The following is an 18,617-nucleotide window of genomic DNA, read 5'->3' on the forward strand; positions in this document are numbered from 1 at the left end:
GATGCCCGAAATCGGCGCCGTCACACCCACCGCCAACCCGAATCAGACACCGACCGCGTCGACCAATCCCCATCAAGCACCGCCCGCCGACCTCAAGCCATCTCGTGAACAATCGGGGCTAGTGGAGCGGCGTCGGAGCGTTAGCCGAAATTCTGAGCCAGATCCAATACGGATCATCAGGCTCGACTCGGCGGCACCACCGCCGGCAGCCGGGTGTCGATCCGGTTCCTGGCCGAGGTCGACCCGCCCGAGATGGAGCCGATGCTCGAGGAGACCCTGCGGGCCGGCATCACTCCCCTGCTCGACGAGCTGCGGCACTACGCCGAGACCGGCCAGCCGCACCCCAACAAGACCGCCCGCACGGAAGGAGCCCCGGCGTGAAGCAGGTCGCCACGAAGGTCGTCCGCATCCTCGTCCTCGTCGCCGCCGCAGGGCTACTGGTCCGAATCCTCGGCAACGGCGACCGCAACAACTGGTTTGCGCTGATCCCCGGCGCGGTCCTCGCCCTCGGCGCCGGCCACCGGGTGGCGACCGTCGTGTCCCGCCGCCGGCTGGCCGAGCACCTCCAGCCGCCACGGCCGACCCGGCCCGCCGGCGACTTCGTCCCCGACCCCGAGCTGTTCCCGTTCGAGTCGAAGTGGTTCGAGTCGAGCGTCGGCCGCATCCACTACATCGACGAGTGGACGGGCGAGGGCGATGGCCGGCCGCTGCTGCTCATGCACGGCAACCCCGACTGGTCGTTCCTCTACCGCAAGATGATCCCGCTCCTGCGCGACGACTTCCGGACCGTCTCGATCGACTACCCCGGGTTCGGGCTCAGCGACCACCCCACCGACTACGGGTACCGCCCCCAGGACCACGCCCGCATCGTCAGCGAGCTCGTCGAGCACCTCGACCTGCGCGACGCCGTCCTGGTCGGTCAGGGCTGGGGCGGACCGATCGGCATGGACGTCGCCAGCCGCGACCCCGACCGCTTCACGGGCCTCGTCCTCGGCAACACCTTCTTCTTCCCCGCCCTGCGACTGCAGCGGATATTCGGCACGATCATGAACAGCGACATCATGCGCCACCAGGTCATGCAACACAGCCTGTTCGTGCGCCGCATGCTGCCCACGCTCCTCCAGGCCGAGCTGACAGACGCCGAGCTCGCCCACTACGACGACGTCGCGCCGACCTACGCCTCCCGCATCGGCCACGCCAGCTTCCTCGCCTAGATCACCGGCGAACGCGAGTGGCTCGCCGGGCTGGAACAGCGGGTCGACGCGACGCTGCTCGACCGACCGATGCTGCGAGTGCTTGGGATGCAGGACAAGCCACTCACGACCCGCGAGTTCCTGGCCAAGTGGGATGAGAAGTCCCCGCACGCCACCAGCTCGACCTCCCCGACGCCGGCCACTTCTGGAAAGAAGACGAACCCGAGGCCGTGGCTGGGGCGATCCGAGCGGCGTTCGCTGAAGCGAGGACGTCAGTCGGTCGGTGACTTCCAGAACGTGACCTTGTGGTCGCCGGGCCGTAGAAGTCCCGGATGCGGGCCTCCTCGACGAATCCTCTGCGGACGTAGAAGGCACGAGCTCGCTCGTACCCCTCGAGGCTGGACGTGTCGACGATCAGGGTCCTGGCCAGGCCGTCGCCGGCCGCGCGCAGCTCGGCCTCGACATGGTTCATCAGCGCGGAGCCGACACCGCCTCCATGACGGTCGGGATCGGTGGCGATGAAGTACAGGTTCCACATGCGGTCGGCGAACGGCTCCGGGGCGTAGTAGGCCGCACCGGCGATGGCGCCGTCGAGCTCGGCGACGATCCACTGGTGTCCATCGAGGCTGCCGTCGAAGAAGCCCCGGAGCATCTCGTCGAAATCGCGCAGATCACCCGGCTCGAACATCTGGTTGTCCAGCGCGAGCTGCTTGATGACGTCGGTGTCGGCCGGATGGCTGGCCGGACGAGCGTGTCGGACACCCGGTCGATCCTGCCAGGCGACAGCCACCGCAGCCGACGGGCTTTCACGGTCACGAGATTTCTCATCGACTCGGTTGACAGTCGAACATTTGTTCGACTAGAGTCTGGCTTCCGACTTCCCGATCGACTCTTCTGAGTCCCCAACTTCAGACTCGAAACGATCGGAGATCACATGCGACATCCGCCCGATGCGGTGTACGCCGAAGTGCGCGACACCGATCCCGATGTGCTCGACGCGGACGGTTTGACCGCCCACGTCGGTCGGCTCGCCGTATTGCGGGCCTGGCTCGACGCCGAACAGGTGCGCTCGACTCGCGCGCAACGTCGGTTGGCCGAGCAAGGTCGAGCGGCCGATCCGGCGAGTTCGCTGGCTCGCGACAGCAAGCAGTCGTCCAAGGAGGCGAAAGCCGCGGCCGAGCGTGAGGAGGTGTGCTCGGCGATGCCCGGCTTCGAAGACGCGCTCACCGCCGGCGAGGTGTCGGCTGGCCACGTCGACGCGGTGGCGGCGGCTGTGCGGAATCTGGATGAGGCCGAAGCCGCCGAGTTCGCGGCCGAGGCCGAGTCGCTGCTCGGTGACGCCGCCCGACAGGGCGTCGATGCGTTCGCCAAGAACTGCCGTGACATGGCCAAGAGCATCCGGGCCCGGCACAACTCACGGGCCGACGTCGACGAGCTCGAGGCTCAGCGTGCACAGTCGAAGATCTCGCGCTGGGTCGACAAGCAGACCGGGATGCACAAGACCTTGATCGAGTGCGACCCCGTCACCGACCGGATGTTCTGGTCGGCAATCCAGGGAACTCGAAGCCAGCTGCGTCGCCGCAACCAGCAGACCGGCGCCAAGGGGTCGTGGGATCGACTCACGGTCGACGCCCTCGTCGAGGCGGTGTCGAGGACAGGCGGTGGGCGGGCCCGCACCGGCATGGTCGTGCACATCGACCTCGCCACGCTGACCGGTGGCCGTCACGACACGACGCTCTGCGAGACCGACTCCGGGATGCCGTTGCCGGTCGACACCGTGCGGCGGATGGCGTGCGACGCCGACATCATCCCCGTGGTGTTGAACGGCGACGGTGTGGTGCTCGACGAGGGTCGCGCGAAGAGGTTGGCGACGTTCGAACAACGAATCGCGATCGAAGCGATGCAAGCCACCTGCTCACACCCCGACTGCACCGTCACCATCGACGACTGCCGCATCCACCACCTCACCCCGTGGCGGCTCGGCGGTTGCACCGATCTCGCCGACCTCGCGCCGGTCTGCGAGCCCCACCACCACCTCATTCACGAAGGCGGCTGGACCTTCACGATGACCCCCGACCGGGTCGCCACCTGGACCCGCCCCGACGGCCAGCACTACTGGACCGGCACCCTCAACGACCGGACGCCGATCGCCGCCTGACCCGGCACCGGCCGGAACTCGAGCGCCATGGATCGAGCCGCGGAGTCGCTCGCTGTCGGTGATGTCGAACGTCGCGACCGCGATCGTCCGCGCCTTCTCCATCGGTTCGGTCGTGCGCCCCATCAGGTGCACGTGGGCGCCGTGCGAGCCGAGGTGCTCGGCGATCGCGCGTCCGAAGCCGTTCGACGCTCCGGTCACGGCGACGGTTCGGCCGTCGATCGTTCGGGGACTGGTCACGCGTACTCCTTCCCGCCGGCCACTTCTGTCAGGAAGACCAACCCAAGGCCGCCGCGGGCGCGAGACGCCAGGCGTTCGCGCCAACGGAGGTCGAGCTCGACGGATCAATCGCTGAGCGGCGCGTCGAACGCCGATCCCGACGGAACCCGATCCGTTCGGGGATCCAGCACCCGCGAACCGTGCACGAACCGGGCGTCGAACGACGATCCCGACGGAACCCGATCCCTACGGGGGTCCAGTACCCGCGAACGTTGCACGAACGGCGCGTCGAACGACGATCCCGACGGCGGCCTCCGAGTCGACGGATCGAGGACGTACTCGGCCTCGGTGCCGGGCTGATCGCGGCTGCTGTCCGCGCCGTCGCCCATGACCGGCGTGGCCACCAGAGCGATGACCGACGCACCGACGACGGCGGCGACCCACTGGACGCGGGTGCGGGTGCGGGTACGGCCGCGGCGGCTCGGAGGCATGTTGCTCGGTGACTCCCGGCGACTGCCGGTTGTGGGTTCGGCCTGAAGGAGTGACATTGCGTGCTCCTTTCGCACGTTTGCGTTCGTCACCGACCACGGTCCACAGCGTCCGTTAGCTACCGAATAGGCCGCCCGACGCCGCGACGGCCGCTGGTACGGTTCGCGAATGGAGGTCCGGGTGCTTGGACCGCTCGAAGTGCGCGTCGGGGAGGCCTGGGTCGCGTTCGAGGCTCCCAAGCAGCGGCTGATCTTCGGGTTGCTGCTCGATCAGGTCGGGAGGGTCGTCTCCGCCGATCGGCTGCTCGACGAGGCCTGGTCAGGCGAGCCGCCCGAGAGCGGGCTGGGGGCGCTCAGGTACCACGTCTCCAAGCTGCGAGACGTGCTGGTGCCCGGTCGAACCGCAGTCGATGACGGCCCGATCCTCACCGTCGGATCGGGATATCGCCTGCAGCTCGAACCAGGGGCGATCGACGCCGAACGCTTCGATGATCTCCGATCCGACGGGCTGCAACACGTGGCCGCCAACAGATGGGAAGACGCGTGCCGGGTGCTCGGGGACGCGTTGGCGCTCTGGCGAGGCGACGCGTGGCACGACTTCCGGTACGACGACTTCGCACAGGCGACGATCGCACGTCTGGAGGAGCTCCGGCTCGCGTGTACGGAAGACCTCATCGACGCTCGACTCGGCCGCGGTGACCACATCGACCTCGTCAGCGATCTCAGCGAGCTGACCACGAGGCACCCGCTGCGAGAGCGGTTCTGGGCGCAATCGATGATCGCCCTGTACCGATCCGGCCGGCAGGCCGACGCAGCGCGTGTCTACGAGACGGCCTGTGCCGTCTTGGGTGAGGAGCTCGGCGTCACGCCGAACCCAGCGCTGCAGCACCTTCACCAACAGGTGGTCGATCAGTCCCTGCCGTTCCCCGGGGTCACCGATCGGGCGACTGACGATGCCGCGCTCCCCCGCCGCCGCTCGACCTTCGTCGGCAGGACGCACGACCTGGAGGAGCTCGCCCATCTCCTGGCCACCCGTCGCCTCGTCACGGTGACCGGCACGGGTGGCGTGGGCAAGACCTCGTTGGCCGTCGAATGCGCACGGCAGGTCGCGCCCGACATGGACGGCGCCTCGTTCGTCGATCTCACGCTGGTCTCCGAGCCTGGTGAGGTCCAGCAGCTCCTCGTTCGGGCGGTGAGCGGGGTCCGTGCCGCCGGCCGCGCGACCATCGACGACGCCATCGCGCGTGTCGGCGGCCGATCACACCTGCTCGTCCTCGACAACTGTGAGCATGTCGTCGATGCCGTCGCGGGGCTGGTCCACGTCCTCCTCGACGCGTGCCCGAACCTCACGGTGCTCGCGACGTCGCGACAGGCGCTCCGTCTCGACGGCGAGCACGTCTGGGTGCTGGGTCCGCTCCCACTGACGACCAGCAACGGCGACGTCGAGGACAGCGACGCGATCCACCTGTTCGCCGAGCGGGCAGCTGATGCCTGTGGTCAGTTCTCCATCGACGACGACAACATGTCGATCGTCGTCGACACCTGCCGGCGGCTCGACGGTCTGCCTCTGGCGATCGAGCTGGCGGCGGCTCGACTCCGTGTGCTGTCGCTCGAGGAGCTCCACGAGCGTCTCGACCAGCGCTTCGAACTGCTCGTCACCACGAAGCGGACACACGAGCGACACCGGACGCTGTGGGCGACCCTCGACTGGAGCTACCGACTCCTCGCGCCACCCGAACAGACCATGCTGCGCCGCCTCTCGGTGCTGCGCGGCAGGTTCGACCTCGACGCCGTCGCTGGGATCTGCGGCACCGTTGACATCGACGACCCCGACGTGCTCACCCTCATCGATCAACTCGTCGACACGTCGTTCCTGAGCCTGCCCGTCGACTCGCAGGGCGGCTTCGTGATGTTCGAGACGATTCGTGCCTTCGCCGCCGAGCAGCTGGAGCTCTCCGACGAGGCGTCCCTCGTCCGGGAGCGCCACGCCCGATTCTTCGCTGCTCAAGCCACCGCGAAGTCGCCCTTCGGATCCCGGGAGGAGCTGGCGCAGATGCAGCGCATCGACGCCGAGGCCGAGAACCACGTCGCAGCGCTGGAGTGGTCGCTCCGCAACGGGTTCCCGCACCTGGCGATCCAGTTGGCTGCCGGCCTCGCACTGCACTGGTACACGGCGGCACGGGGCGACGAGGCGCTGCACTGGCTGGTTGCGGCGCTGGACGAGGGCGACCGCTCCGCGTCGCACGACCGGGCCGCGGCGCTCAGTTCGCTCGGCCTGGCGCTCCCGTGGCTCGGGAGGCACGAAGAGGCCGAGGCAGTCGCCGACGAGTTGGATCGCGTGGCCGCCCAGATGCGAACGCCCGAGATCGACGCCGACGCGCTCTGGGTGCGCGCCGCAGCGGCACAGGTCACCGGTGACGTCTTGGGCAGCCGCCGCCTGATCGACCTCGCGTCGGGCGTGCTGCGCCTGGCGGACCATCCGAAGCTCTCGGTGTTCGTCTGGGAGCTGGCCTATCGGGAGCTGCAGTTGGGGAACCTCGAACGGGCTGCCGAGCTCACCGACGAGTTCGAGGCCCTCGGCTCCCGACACAACCAGCCATTGACCAGGGCCCGCGTCCCGTTGCTACGCGGACAGCTGGCCGACTTTCGGGGAGACCAGCACGGCGCGTTGTCACTCCTGAGGACGTCACTGGGCGAGATGCGCCGCATCGGCGTGGTCGGTCCCCAGGTGCACCCCTTGCGCTCGATCTGCGACACGGCTGTCGTCGCGGAGCTCTGGGAGGTCGCCGAGCAGGCAGCATCGGAGTTCTTGACCCTGGCGTCGAGCACGGGAGAGATCGCTGCGCTGCCTCATGGTCACAACGCGCTGGCCATGGTTGCGCTCGCGCGCGGTGACATCGACCGGGCGGCGAAGCACTTGGCTGACGGCGTGGCGGTCATACGCGGAACACGTTCAGCGGTCGTGCTCGACCAGACCCTGCTCACGGCGGCTCGGATCGCAGTGGCTCGACGACGGCTGCAGGAAGCCGCAGGTCTCTACTCGGTCCGGGCACGACGTCGTCGAGAGCTCGGCCTCGTCGACCCGGCACCTGTCGCCCGACTCGTCGATCGCGAGCTGCGACAGCTCGGACAGGACCTCGAAGGAGATCTCGTTCCGCCGTCGACGATCGATGCCATGGACCGCCAGTCGCTGACCAGCATGGCGGCCGCTGCGGTGACGCCCAGCGAGCAACACGATTGACCACGGACGTCGGGCAACGCGCTCGGTGGGGCCACCCCTCCGGACTGGTCGCAGCCTGCCCGGAGGGGCGATGGCCCGCTCAGGGCGCGTCGAAGATCGCCGCGAACCACAGGGGCGGCGCGCCGACGGGACCGTTGAGCTGGATGGCCAGGTCCTCGCCGTCCCACGCCATCCCGTGCGGTGCCATCGCGACGTGCACCTCGGCGCCGAGCGGGTTCTCGAGGCCGTGACCCCTCGCAGGCGTCTGACCGAAGCGGATCTTGCCCCCCATCCTCAGCCAACGCCGATCGGCGATCTCGCCGTCGGCCTGGTAGACGCTGCCTCGCGCTGCGGTGTCGCCGACATCGTCGCCGTCGCACACGCCGTCGGTGCACAGCTCTGGATGGTCGAACGCGAACAACCACAGCGTGAAGACCTCGGGCGCACCCGGCACGATCGGCGGATGCGTCGGGCTGCCCGGCGGCACCATGTCCGGCGTCGGGTACGTGTACGACCCGGGCTCGGGCGTCCGGATGCGCCATTCGACCTCGACCGAGTGATCGGTCCGGATCAGACGGGCGCCGTTGCGCTGGTAGACGTCTCCGCCGCCTTGCACCATCACGTCGGCCCGCTCGCGACGGTTGTCGCTGCTGTCGTCATCGTCGGCAGCGACCGACGAACCGACCGCTGCGCCGGCCGTCAACGTCACCACGAGGCCGACGGCGGCGACCGCTCGTCGGTGTCGCGCCCGAGACGTCCGGTCCTTGGTCTGTTCTGATCTCATGTCAACCTTCCTTTCTCGTGGGGTCGCCTCCACGACACCCGTCGTGGGAACGGCCCTCGGTCGAGACCGTCGGCCACACCGATGAGTTCTCGGTTAGGTGGGCGCTGCGAGGGCGCCGTTCGTCATGGACGTGGCCGTGCTCGAACCACTGCGCGTGCGAGTCGATGGCACATCGCACCCAATGGATGCTCCGGAACAGCGCGCGATATTCGGAGTGCTGCTCGAACCCGCCCGCCGCGCTGTCGAGGCCGAACGACTCTTGGAGGAAGCCTGGTCAGGACGCCCGCCAACAGGTGGCTGAAGACGCTCCGGTACCACGTGTCCACGGCAACGAGGAGGCACCCGTGCCGGAGACGATCACGACCTGGTCGCGCCGTACTACGAGGAGCTCATCGCGCGGCCAGACGCGTACCCCACCGACCCCTGATCGGGCACGGGGCATAGGACCTCGCCCGCATCGTCAGCGAGCTCGTCGAGCACCTCGACCTTTGCGACGCCGTGCTGGTCGGCCAGGACCGGGGCGGCCCGATCGGCATGGACGTCGCCAACCGCGACCCCGACCGCTTCACCGGCCTCGTCCTCGGCAACACCTTCTTCTTCCCCGCGCTGCGGCTGCAGCGGGCGTTCGGCACGTTCATGAACAGCGACATCATGCGCCACCAGGTCATGCAGCGCAGCCTGTTCGTGCGCCGCATGCTGCCGACACTGCCGCCAGACCGAGCTGACCGACGCCGAGCTCACCCACGACGACGACGTGGCGCCGACCTACGCCTCCCGCATCGGCCACGCCACCCTCCTCGCCTCCAGCACCGGCGAACGCGAGTGGCTGGCGGAGTTGGAGGAGCGGGTGGATGCGACCTTGTTCGATCGGCCGATGCTGCGAGTGCTGGGGATGCGGGACAAGCCGCTGGTGACCCGGGAGTTCCTGGCCAAGTGGGACGAGAAGTACCCCCACGCCACCAAGCTCGACCTCCCCGCCGCCGGCCACTTCTGGCAAGAAGACCAACCCGAAGCCGTGGCTGGGGCCATTCGTGAAGCGTTCGCGACGGCGCCGGAGATTCCTCATCGTTCGGGTTGACAATCGAACGTGTGTTCGGTATGGTGTGGTTTCCGGCTTCCCCGATCGACTCGCTCGAGTCCCACCAACCCAACGACGAACGATCGGAGAGACATGAAGAGTCCGCCCGATGCGGTGTACGCCGACGTGCGCGACACCGATCCGGACACGCTCGATGCCGAGCAGCTCGACGCCTACCTGCGTCGTGTGGCGGAGCTGCGAGCGTTCTGCGACGCACGCCAGGTCCGTGCGACCCGTGCCCAGCGGCGTCTGGCCGACGAGGGCCAGGCGGCCGATCCTCGGTGTTCGCTGTCGAAGCAGGGTCGTCAGTCGTCCAAGGACGCCATGGCCGCCGCCGAACGCGAAGAAGTGTGCACCGCGATGCCCGGCTTCGAGGACGCGTTGGCCGCCGGCGAGGTCTCGGCGGGTCACGTCGACGCGATCGCAGGGGCGACTCGCAACCTTGACGAGGCCGAAACAGCGGAGTTCGCCGCCGAGGCGGAGTCGCTGCTCACCGACGCGACCAGGCAGGGCGTCGACGCCTTTGCCAAGAACTGCCGCGACATGGCGAAGGGGATCCGCGCCCGCCACAACAGCCGGGCCGATGTGGACGAGATGGAACAGCAGAAGGCGCAGTCGAAGATCACTCGCTGGGTCGACAAGCAGACCGGGATGCACAAGACCCTGATCGAGTGCGACCCGGTCACCGACCGCATGTTCTGGTCAGCGATCCAACGTGCTCGCGGCACCTTGCGCCACCGCAACCAGCAGACCGACGCCAAGACATCGTGGGACCGGCTCACCGTCGATGCGCTCGTCGAGGCGGTGTCCTCGACCGGCGCGAAGGCCCGCACCGGCATGGTCGTGCACATCGACCTCTCGACCCTGACGAGCGGTCGCCACGACACGACGCTCTGTGAGACCGACAGCGGCGTCGCACTTCCCGTCGACACCGTGCGACGAATGGCGTGTGACGCCGACATCATCCCCGTCGTCTTGGACGGGGCCGGAGTGGTCCTCGACGAGGGTCGGGCGAGGCGGCTCGCCACCCACGAGCAGCGGCTCGCGCTCGAAGCGATGCAGGCCACCTGCTCCCATCCCGACTGCACGGTCAGCATCGACGACTGCCGCATCCACCACCTCACCCCGTGGCGACTCGGCGGACGAACCGATCTCGCCGACCTCGCACCGGTCTGCGAATCCCACCACCACCTCGTCCACGAAGGCGGCTGGTCATTGACGATGACGTCCGATCGGGTCGCCACGTGGACTCGCCCGGATGGCGTAGTACTGGACCGGCCCCCTCAACGACCGGAGGCCGGTCGCCGCCTGACCGTCCGTTGCACGACGCCAGGAAGACCTGGAGGACTCGACGCTCGCGCTGCCTGAACTGACATCGCGAAGGAGTGCCCACGCCACCCGGCTGCCGCCTCGTCTGGAGCGCGATCTCCGAGGAGGTTGGGAGGTGAACGGCGGCCGACGCGCGTACCGCCACGCCGGCTTCACGAACGCTTGATGTTGCGCGCGGTCGACGCTTCACGGGCGGCCCGTTGGCTGATCTCGACGGCGAACCACTCGTCGTCACGATCAACCGAAAGGACCCCCGACATGTTCTCTGCCACCCTCGGCCTGCTCGCCCGCGAGGGCGGTGACGGCCCCCGATTCCTCTTCCCGCTGGTGTTGCTCCTGCTGATCGGCGGACTGACCTGGTGGCTGATCCGCCGCCGTCGTGGCGACCGCGGACCCGAGTCGGCGCTCAGTACGTTGCAGGATCGATTCGCACGCGGCGACATCGATCGTGCCGAGTTCGAGCATCGTCACGCCGTCCTCACCGGCGCCGACGCCGTGCCACCGGCACCCAACCGGCCGGCACCACCGGCACCACCGGCGCCGCCCGCGACCTCCGACGCGGAACCGGACACACCCGGCACCACCGACGACGAGGAATAGTCTGAGCGCAGGACAACGGTCAGAGGGTCGGCCTCCGGGTCGGCCCTCTGACCCGTTTCACGGACCCGTCTCGGAGAATGGTGCATCATGCCCCAGCGCATCCTGGTCGTCGATGACGAGCGCGAGATCCGCCGCCTCGTCGCGTCGTATCTCATCGACGACGGCTTCCACGTGGAAGAGCTCGACAACGGACGAGCCGTCCTCGAGCGCATCCAGACCCCGCCGCCGATCGACCTGATCGTCCTCGACGTGCGGATGCCCGAGCTCGACGGCATCGAGACCCTCCGGGAGCTGCGGCGGGTGTCCGACATCCACGTCATCATGCTGACCGCGGCCGCGGAGGAGACCGACCGGCTGATCGGGCTCTCGGTCGGCGCCGACGACTACGTCACCAAGCCCTTCTCGCCCCGGGAGGTCGTCGCTCGCGTCAAGGCCGTGCTGCGCCGCACGCGCATCTCGACCACCGAGGCCCTGACGGAGCCGCTCGCGTACGACGGCATCACCGTCGACATCGACCGCCACGAGGTCGCCGTCGACGGCGAGCGGGTCGATCTGTCCGCACTCCAGTTCAACCTGCTGCGAGCCCTCGCCGAGAGCCCCGGCCGGGTCTTCGCGCGCCACCAACTGATCGACCGGGTGTGGGGCCGCGACTTCTACGGCGAGGAACGAATCGTCGACGTCCACGTCGGCAACCTCCGCAAGGCGCTGGGCGACTCGGCCTCCCAGCCCCGATTCATCGAGACGGTCCGCGGCGTCGGTTACCGCTTCATCGCATGACCGGTCGCCGGCCTCACACCAAGTCACTCCGGCGGCGGCTGTTCGGCTCGCACCTGGTCGTCATGGTGGTCGCGCTGGCCGTGCTCGCCGCGGTCGTCGGTCTGATCGCGCTGGCGGGCGACGGCAAGGTCGACGGCGACGGCCGACGCGGCGACGGCCCGTCGGCGCTGCTCCTCGGGCTCGCGGCCGCCGCGAGCGCTTCCGGCCTCGTGTCGTGGCGCATGTCGCGCCGGCTCGCCCGCCCGCTCGAGCAGATCGGTGGAGCGACCCGCGAGCTGGCGATCGGTCGCTACGACGTGCGGGTACCCGGCGCCGACACCACCGAGCTCGACGAGCTGGCCGGGGACGTCAACCAGCTCGCCCACGAGCTCGACACCACCGAGCACCGCCGGCTGCGCCTGATCGGCGACGTCGCGCACGAGCTCCGCAACCCGCTGAGCACGATCGAAGGCACGATGGAGGCCCTGCTCGACGGTGTGGTCTCCGCCGACGACGACACCTACGCCCGCATCGGCCGGGAGGCGGCGCGGCTCCGGCGGCTCGCCGACGACCTGTCCTCCCTCTCCTCGGCGGGCGAGCTCGCCGAGTTGGACAGGGAGTCCGTCGACCTGGCCGCGATCGTCGCCGACGTGGTGGCGCAGCTCGAGCCGCAGGCCACCGCGAAGGGTCTCCGACTGACCCTCGAGCCCGCGGCGCCGACCGTGGTGCGCGGCGACGGCGACCGGCTCACCCAGGTGCTCACGAACGTCGTCGGCAATGCCGTGCAGTACACCGACATCGGAGGCGTGACCGTGCGGTCGACCTCAGACGAATCAGCCGTCGTGATCGAGGTGTCCGACACCGGCCGAGGACTGGCAGCCGACGAACTGACTCGAATCTTCGAACGCTTCTACCGGGTCGACGAGCACTTCGGGGACGGCACAGGTGTCGGATTGGCGATCGCCAAGCTGATCGTCGAAGCGCATGGCGGCACCATCACTGCCACCAGCCCGGGGGACGGACTCGGGACCACCGTCGTGATCGAGCTTCCGGTCGTTGACGGTGGGTCGGCACTGCGGACTGGGTGATACGCCACGACGACGATCGCGCGTGTCGGCCGTCCGATGAACGCGCGAGCGGGGATGGTCCGCCGGTGATCGGGCGCCCGCATCGTCAGCGAGCTCGTCGAGCACCTCGACCTGAGCGACGCCGTCCTGGTCGGCCAGGACTGGGGCGGACCGATCGGCATCGACGTCGCCAGCCGCGACCCCGACCGCTGCACCGGCCTCGTCCTCGGCGACACTTTCTTCTTCCCCGCCCTGCGGCTGCAACGGGCGTTCGGCACGACCGTGACCAGCGACATCATGGGCCACCAGGTCATGCAGCGCAGCCTGTTCGTGCGCCGCATGCTGCCGACGCTGCTCCAGACCGAGCTGACCGACGCCGAGCTCGCCCACGACGCCAGGAAGGCCATTGCAGCGGAGGCCATCCTCAGGTTGATTCGCGTCACGGACGCACCGTTCGGGCGGGTGGGCGACAGGTCGAGTTCCTACCGGCCCCAGTCGATCGAGTCGGCGCGAAGCGTAGGGTTCGAGCATGGACGCCCTCCCATCCATCGCACAGCTCGAGCGGCTGTTCGGTTCGCCGCCGGTCTCTGTTGCCGAGACAGCGCTGGGCCAGGTGCTACCTCTGGCCAAGTGGCCTGAGGGCGAGGTCAAGGTCGAGGCGAGGACTGGTGGGCGGGCCGCGATCGCCTACCTGAATCCTCGGCAGCGACATGTGTCCATCGAAGTTCGAGCTCAGGGCGAGACCATCGCTCAGCTCGACCTGCGCGAGGTCGACAGAGTCGACGCAGTGGTCCGAGCAGGAGGCGTCGCTGCTCTGAACGTAACCCTGGATCGACAACTCGCGTCGCTGAGCGTCCGCCCCGATGTCCGTGTGCTGTTGCGAGCAGGTGTGCCGAAGACGACTGCCGAGCACACCAGCGGTGAAGCTCAGTGGTATGCAGACCCATCAGGGCGGTTCGAGCTGCGGTACTGGAACGGCGACGACTGGACCGAGCACGTCTTCGCAGCTGGCTCCAGAGGCGTGGACCCACCGGTGTACTGAGAGACGCGACAGGGCGGACTCAGGTTCTCCTGAGCCGTGCTTCGGGTCTCTCGCGTGGCCGAGGAGCCTCACTGCCCGCTCAGCGGCGTCGATCCGGCGGGGTCGTCCTGACTGCTCGGGCCGCGCTTCCGAGCGACCGGCGTCGTTCGCGTCAGGCGAGTGAACGGGCCTCGTCCGGGGGCTGCCCGATCACCTCGGCGACGTCGTGCTCGTCGGCCGGTTGGCGGGTGATGCGGGCGGCCTGCACTCGGTCGAGCCGGAACCACCGGCCGGCGGCACGGAGTCGGCAGTACGCCAGGAGGTACCAGATCCCCGAGATCTCGACCAGCTGGAGCGGATCGACGCGGCGGCTGGTCGATGTGCCGTCCGCGTCGACGTAGTCGATCGCGACGACCCGACGCTCTCGAACGGCGCGATCGATCACCTTCGCCGTGGGATGTCTGGCTTCGCCTCCCAGGGTCCAGATCCGCAAGAGGAGGTCGTCGACCTCTGCTCGCTCGTGAGGGTCGAGCACCGCCAGCACCTTCGAGAGCGCGACGCTGGCCTCGGTGGCGAAGGGGACGTGGGTCTGCGAACGAAGCGCCACGGCGATCGCCGCCGCCTCCCCGGCGGTCAGCGAGAGATCGACGTCCGGCCGGCGCTGCTCCAGGAGGCGATACCCACCGCCAGGTCCCGGCGTCGACCAGATCGGTACGCCGGCGGTCTGGAGTGCGGTGATGTCCCGCTTGATCGTGCGGGTCGACAGCTCGAACTGTTCGGCCAGTGACGTCGACGTCCGACCGCCGGACCCTGCGGCGCGCAGCTCGGCAGCCAGCGCGTGCAGTCGATCGGTGCGGTTCATCGAGATCCAGTGTGGCCGGAGATGGTGACAGACAGGTGTCACCATCTGTCTGTCACCATTGCGTTGTACGGAGAGGTGGCTCCCGATCACCGACCGTCGATCCACGAAGCGAGTTGGCATGAACCTGCAGATCACCATCGACACCGCCGACCCCCATCGACTGGCCGCCTTCTACCAAGGCGCCGGCATCGGCTACAGCGCCGAGGACCACACAGCGGCGGTCGAGCAACTGGCGGCACAGGGCCTCATCGGCCCCGACGAGATCGTCCGGCTCGGCGAGCGGCAGGGCTTCACCGCGACCGCCGCATGCAGCGATCCGACCGGCCGGCTCCCCCGCCTGCACTTCCAGCGAGTCGACGAACCGAAGACCGGCAAGAACCGCCTCCACCTCGACCTGCAGTTCCCCGGCGACGCCGACGCCCGCGACGATCTCGTCGATCGACTCCTCGAACTCGGTGCGCGCGAGATCGGTCAAGGAAGCCAGGGTCCGGCTCACCACTGGGTGATCGTCGCCGACCCCGAGGGCAACGAGCTCTGCGTGTCGAACTGAGCGGGACGCAGAGGACGATGGTGGGACGAGCGATCGACGAATCGACTGAGATCGCAGCGGCGGCGGCGCGTATCTCCGAGCTCATCCGAACCCACGACCTCTCCACCCAGGTCCCCTGGCTCGGCCGATGGAAGGTCCGAGACGTGGTCGCCCATCTCGGCGGCGTGCACCGATGGGCGGCGCGCATCGTGCGCACCAAGTCGATGGACGGACCCGGCTTCAGGAAGTCGAAGCTCGATGGCTCCGAGCTGTGTAATTGGTTCGACGAAGGCGCCGACGAGCTCGTCGAGGTGCTCGCGTCGAACCCGCTGGACGATGCCTGCCCCAACTTCAACCCGGGCTCGGACGCCACCGTCCACTTCTGGGCGCGCCGGCAGCTGCACGAGACGACGGTGCACCGATGGGACGTCGAGGCCGCAGTCGACGACGTGACGCCGATCTCGCCGCACGTCGCAGCGGACGGGGTCGACGAGTATCTCGACGTCTTCGTCCGGACCCGCGGCAAGCAGACGCTCGTCGCGCCGCTGACGCTGACATCGAAGCGGCCGGCGCGATCGTGGGCGCTCACGCCGTCCACTCGGCCCGGCCGCGTCGACGTCGCCGCCGGCAAGCTGACCGACACCCCCGACGAGATCGTCGGCCCGCCGCAGGACCTCCTGCTCCTTCTGTGGGGCCGGCGAGCGCTGTCCACCACCGACCTCACGGTGCACGGATCCCCCGAGGTCGCCGCCAGCCTCAAGGACCCGGGCTAGGGGTCCCGCGACGCCGGTCACCCTACGTCGGACACCCCTGGCAAGACGACGAGCCGGCCGCCGCGAGCGCGGCGATTCCCGAGCCGAGTCCGCACGAGCGCATCGCGAGCGGGACGCATCGGTCAGCCGTTGCGCCCGCATGCAGCTCCCGACCTCTCAGCCGAGGGCCCAGGCCGGGCGGGCGACACGGAACGGGCGGTGTCCGGTGACGGCGAGGCGGGCGAGGACCGCAGTCGAGAGCGCCACGCCGCTGGCGCCACCGATGAGGAGCGTCCCGTCGACGATCGTGATGCCGTAGAGCAGGAAGATGGCAGCCTCGACCCAGGCCATGAGCCACATCCCGGCGGCGACACCGCGCAGATCGCGCGTTCGAAACGTCGCGAGCACCGCCGGCGCCAGCTGCACGCCGTAGCCGGCACCGATCGCCAGACCCGCCAAGAACCAGCCGCCGACCAGCAGGAACGGCAGCGGGAACAGACCGACCGCCGCGCCGAGTGAGACGGCGCGCAACTCGCCCCACCCGCGCAGCCGGATCCACGTGACGACGATCAGCGCATAGACGGCCGCACCCACCGCCGAGACAGGCACGAGTCCCCACACCCGCTCGGCGAGACCATAGGAGAGCCACCACAGGTTCATGGCCAGGCTCAGCCCGGCCCAGGGGCCGGACAGACCCTCGCACCGGCCGGTCCGGATCAGCCGCACCGCTTGCGGGAGCGCCATCGTCGCACCGAGCAGGTTGGCGACGATCAGCAGCACGGTCATCACGGTGGGCGGCAGAACTGGCGACATCGGCGACTCCCCTCGCAGAGCATCTGGACTTCGGATGGTTTCGTGTGACGTGAGGGTTGTTTCACAGTTAGACCCTTACATTGAGTAATGTTCTATCACGTGTTAGCTCGTTACACCAGCGCGATTCGACGTACACTGCGTCCATGCATGTGGCATCGGTCACCGACGCCGAGATCCGGATGACGCTCGAGGTGATGGTCGACGTCGCCAACGGCCTCATCGAGGAAGATCTCGACCTGCGCCGTGTGTTGTCAGAGGCAGGGTTCAGCCGGGCGCCCGACGCGTCGGCGGCGTCGATGAGGCGTGCCGAGCAGCGGATGGCCCAGCTGTTGCCGTTCCTCCGCGAGCTCGGCGAGCTCGACGTTGCGACCGCGGCGACCAGGATCAACGGGGAGCTCACCGAGCTCCCCATCACGCCGTCGATCGTCGACCACGACGACGTCGGGCCGCACATCCACTGGACGCCCTCGACCGCTACGTTCGACGATCAGTTCATCGCCGACGTGCTGATGTCGCTGACCCACGAGCTCTGCGACAACGGCACCATCAGGTTCGGGCGGTGCGGCGCCGACGACTGCGAGCGCCTCTTCTACGACGCCACCCGCAACCGGTCGAAGCGATTCTGCAACGACCCCCGCTGCGCCAGCCGCACCCACACGGCCGACCACCGGGCCCGGCAACGCGCCCGCTGACCGACCGCCCGGCGGCGTCGATCGTCAGCCGTCGATCGTCAGTCGACCGTGGCGAGGAAACGAGAGGATCCCACATGCGGTCGGCGAACGGCTCCGGTCCGTGTACGCCGCGCCGGCGACGACACCATCGAGCTCGACGACGACACACACCGGTGCTCCTCGAGTGTGCCGTCGAAGAAGCCGGCGAGCATCTCGCCGAAGTCGCCCAGCTCGTCGGATTCGAACATCTGGTTGTCGAGCGCGAGCTGCTCGATCGCATCGTTGTCGGCCGGTGTGACAGTTCGAACGAGTGCGGTCGACATGCGGTCGATCCTGTGGGCGACGGCCACCGCACCCGCAGTGCTTCGACGGCCACGAGACGTGTGCTCGTCCGGGTTGGTGGCGCGCGCTGCGGTCAGGCGCTCGTGACGATCGACTCCCGCTGCGCCGTCGGGACCGGAGCGCGCTGATCGACCACGACCGGCGTCTTGACGATCATGTCGTGGACGGCCCGGTTCTGGTCGTCCCACAGCGGCCAGAGGACGTTGATCAACCCGGCGAGGCCACTCGTCGGTCCGTTCGCGATCGAGACCACGAGGCCCTTGATGACGAACTCGCGCAGGAAGGCGGTCCCCGCATCGAACGGTTGGCCCGACTCCTGCACGACCCTGATGTTCGCCGCCCGCTTCCCGACGGTGCGGCCGTCGGTCTTCCACATCATGATCGAGGGATAGAGCCAGCCGGCGAGCAGCGCGACTCCGCCGACGATGAGCCCGGGCACCCAGCCAGCGGCGAGCCCGACTCCGACGCCGATCAGCACGGGAATGACCCACACGATCACGAAGTCGATCAACCCCGCACCAACGCGCGGCCACCATCCCGAGAGCTCGTAGGAGACGCCGCCGGCGACGAACCGGCCCGGCTCACCGACCGCTGGAGCCGCCGGCCCCGGTGGGGGTGGCGGAGGCGGAGGCATCGACGCAGATTGGGGTGGGTACCACTTGCCATCCGACGCGAGCCACCAGTCGGGACCCCGCTGCGTATCGCTCATGCCCCCGTCTACCACCTCCTCGGGCGGCC

General features: G+C 68.9%; 22 protein-coding genes and 1 pseudogene. 13 read left to right on the top strand and 10 right to left on the bottom strand.

The features are described 5' to 3' along the window. Nucleotides 1-213: 213 nt before the first annotated feature. Together QNJ12_RS18595 and QNJ12_RS18600 are read left to right on the top strand one after the other, a co-directional pair. Nucleotides 214-381: a hypothetical protein gene (locus QNJ12_RS18595; RefSeq protein WP_300624919.1), complete on the top strand. Its 168-nt coding sequence runs from the start codon at nucleotides 214-216 to the stop codon at nucleotides 379-381. After that, the gene (locus QNJ12_RS18600; protein WP_300624921.1) at nucleotides 378-1,214 is read left to right on the top strand and encodes an alpha/beta fold hydrolase; all 837 of its coding nucleotides are present in this window, start codon (nucleotides 378-380) and stop codon (nucleotides 1,212-1,214) included. The genes QNJ12_RS18595 and QNJ12_RS18600 overlap by 4 nt, the downstream gene beginning before the upstream one ends. A gap of 103 nt (nucleotides 1,215-1,317) precedes the next feature. Here QNJ12_RS18600 and QNJ12_RS18605 read toward each other — a convergent pair whose 3' ends face one another. The 4 genes and pseudogenes from QNJ12_RS18605 to QNJ12_RS23805 form a co-directional block, all read right to left on the bottom strand. After that, nucleotides 1,318-1,983, bottom strand: a complete 666-nt coding sequence (locus QNJ12_RS18605; protein ID WP_300624923.1) for an N-acetyltransferase — start codon at nucleotides 1,981-1,983, stop codon at nucleotides 1,318-1,320. 69 nt (nucleotides 1,984-2,052) lie between these two features. Next, the gene (locus tag QNJ12_RS23795) at nucleotides 2,053-2,604 is read right to left on the bottom strand and encodes a hypothetical protein (protein ID WP_367281815.1); all 552 of its coding nucleotides are present in this window, start codon (nucleotides 2,602-2,604) and stop codon (nucleotides 2,053-2,055) included. Nucleotides 2,605-2,915: 311 nt separating this feature from the next. Further along, nucleotides 2,916-3,104 carry a hypothetical protein gene (locus tag QNJ12_RS23800; protein WP_367281816.1) on the bottom strand — a complete coding sequence of 63 codons (189 nt, stop codon included), beginning with the start codon at nucleotides 3,102-3,104 and terminating at the stop codon, nucleotides 2,916-2,918. Between the two features lie 304 nt (nucleotides 3,105-3,408). Then, a pseudogene (locus tag QNJ12_RS23805) lies at nucleotides 3,409-3,588 on the bottom strand (SDR family NAD(P)-dependent oxidoreductase); the annotation flags it as partial. A gap of 636 nt (nucleotides 3,589-4,224) precedes the next feature. On the opposite strand from QNJ12_RS23805, the gene QNJ12_RS18615 reads away from it, so the two are divergent. Beyond that, complete coding sequence (locus QNJ12_RS18615) at nucleotides 4,225-7,296, top strand: BTAD domain-containing putative transcriptional regulator (protein ID WP_300624927.1); 3,072 nt, start codon at nucleotides 4,225-4,227, stop codon at nucleotides 7,294-7,296. A gap of 79 nt (nucleotides 7,297-7,375) precedes the next feature. On the opposite strand, the gene QNJ12_RS18620 is transcribed toward QNJ12_RS18615, so the two are convergent. Beyond that, nucleotides 7,376-8,059, bottom strand: a complete 684-nt coding sequence (locus QNJ12_RS18620; RefSeq protein ID WP_300624929.1) for a hypothetical protein — start codon at nucleotides 8,057-8,059, stop codon at nucleotides 7,376-7,378. A 378-nt stretch (nucleotides 8,060-8,437) separates the two neighbouring features. Continuing rightward, entirely contained in the window at nucleotides 8,438-8,800 is a 363-nt protein-coding gene (locus QNJ12_RS18625; RefSeq protein ID WP_300624931.1) for a hypothetical protein, read from the bottom strand. Nucleotides 8,801-8,813: 13 nt separating this feature from the next. Between QNJ12_RS18625 and QNJ12_RS18630 the strand changes: the two genes are divergently transcribed. From QNJ12_RS18630 to QNJ12_RS18655, 7 genes are all read left to right on the top strand, one after another. Then, entirely contained in the window at nucleotides 8,814-9,137 is a 324-nt protein-coding gene (locus QNJ12_RS18630) for a hypothetical protein (RefSeq protein ID WP_300624933.1), read from the top strand. A 93-nt stretch (nucleotides 9,138-9,230) separates the two neighbouring features. Then, nucleotides 9,231-10,505: an HNH endonuclease signature motif containing protein gene (locus QNJ12_RS18635; protein WP_300624935.1), complete on the top strand. Its 1,275-nt coding sequence runs from the start codon at nucleotides 9,231-9,233 to the stop codon at nucleotides 10,503-10,505. Nucleotides 10,506-10,724: 219 nt separating this feature from the next. Continuing rightward, a complete protein-coding gene (locus QNJ12_RS18640) occupies nucleotides 10,725-11,066 on the top strand; it encodes an SHOCT domain-containing protein (protein WP_300624937.1) in 342 nt (113 codons plus the stop codon). Between the two features lie 87 nt (nucleotides 11,067-11,153). Further along, nucleotides 11,154-11,843, top strand: a complete 690-nt coding sequence (locus QNJ12_RS18645) for a response regulator transcription factor (RefSeq protein ID WP_300624938.1) — start codon at nucleotides 11,154-11,156, stop codon at nucleotides 11,841-11,843. Beyond that, on the top strand, nucleotides 11,840-12,910 hold the full coding sequence (locus tag QNJ12_RS18650; protein ID WP_300624939.1) for a cell wall metabolism sensor histidine kinase WalK: 1,071 nt from the start codon (nucleotides 11,840-11,842) through the stop codon (nucleotides 12,908-12,910). The genes QNJ12_RS18645 and QNJ12_RS18650 overlap by 4 nt, the downstream gene beginning before the upstream one ends. An 81-nt stretch (nucleotides 12,911-12,991) precedes the next feature. Then, nucleotides 12,992-13,528, top strand: coding sequence for an alpha/beta fold hydrolase (locus QNJ12_RS23810; RefSeq protein ID WP_367281817.1), 537 nt, complete (start codon nucleotides 12,992-12,994; stop codon nucleotides 13,526-13,528). Further along, a complete protein-coding gene (locus QNJ12_RS18655) occupies nucleotides 13,419-13,931 on the top strand; it encodes a DUF2510 domain-containing protein (RefSeq protein WP_300624940.1) in 513 nt (170 codons plus the stop codon). Before QNJ12_RS23810 ends, QNJ12_RS18655 begins: the two co-directional genes overlap by 110 nt. A gap of 151 nt (nucleotides 13,932-14,082) precedes the next feature. Here the strand turns inward: QNJ12_RS18655 and QNJ12_RS18660 are convergent, their stop codons facing one another. Continuing rightward, nucleotides 14,083-14,772, bottom strand: a complete 690-nt coding sequence (locus QNJ12_RS18660; protein ID WP_300624941.1) for a YafY family protein — start codon at nucleotides 14,770-14,772, stop codon at nucleotides 14,083-14,085. Nucleotides 14,773-14,890: 118 nt separating this feature from the next. Between QNJ12_RS18660 and QNJ12_RS18665 the strand changes: the two genes are divergently transcribed. Further along, nucleotides 14,891-15,322 (top strand): VOC family protein, encoded by a 432-nt coding sequence (locus QNJ12_RS18665; RefSeq protein ID WP_300624942.1) that lies wholly within the window; start codon nucleotides 14,891-14,893, stop codon nucleotides 15,320-15,322. Nucleotides 15,323-15,339: 17 nt separating this feature from the next. Next, nucleotides 15,340-16,074 (top strand): maleylpyruvate isomerase family mycothiol-dependent enzyme, encoded by a 735-nt coding sequence (locus QNJ12_RS18670; protein ID WP_300624943.1) that lies wholly within the window; start codon nucleotides 15,340-15,342, stop codon nucleotides 16,072-16,074. Nucleotides 16,075-16,230: 156 nt separating this feature from the next. Here the strand turns inward: QNJ12_RS18670 and QNJ12_RS18675 are convergent, their stop codons facing one another. Continuing rightward, nucleotides 16,231-16,866, bottom strand: a complete 636-nt coding sequence (locus tag QNJ12_RS18675; protein ID WP_300624944.1) for a hypothetical protein — start codon at nucleotides 16,864-16,866, stop codon at nucleotides 16,231-16,233. A 143-nt stretch (nucleotides 16,867-17,009) separates the two neighbouring features. On the opposite strand from QNJ12_RS18675, the gene QNJ12_RS18680 reads away from it, so the two are divergent. Then, on the top strand, nucleotides 17,010-17,558 hold the full coding sequence (locus tag QNJ12_RS18680) for a CGNR zinc finger domain-containing protein (RefSeq protein WP_300624946.1): 549 nt from the start codon (nucleotides 17,010-17,012) through the stop codon (nucleotides 17,556-17,558). Nucleotides 17,559-17,596: 38 nt separating this feature from the next. Here the strand turns inward: QNJ12_RS18680 and QNJ12_RS18685 are convergent, their stop codons facing one another. Together QNJ12_RS18685 and QNJ12_RS18690 are read right to left on the bottom strand one after the other, a co-directional pair. After that, nucleotides 17,597-17,860, bottom strand: coding sequence for a hypothetical protein (locus QNJ12_RS18685; protein WP_300624948.1), 264 nt, complete (start codon nucleotides 17,858-17,860; stop codon nucleotides 17,597-17,599). Between the two features lie 92 nt (nucleotides 17,861-17,952). Beyond that, nucleotides 17,953-18,513: an RDD family protein gene (locus QNJ12_RS18690; protein ID WP_300624949.1), complete on the bottom strand. Its 561-nt coding sequence runs from the start codon at nucleotides 18,511-18,513 to the stop codon at nucleotides 17,953-17,955. Nucleotides 18,514-18,617 lie beyond the last annotated feature (104 nt).

It is taken from the genome of Ilumatobacter sp., assembly GCF_030065885.1.
Lineage (GTDB): Bacteria > Actinomycetota > Acidimicrobiia > Acidimicrobiales > Ilumatobacteraceae > Ilumatobacter.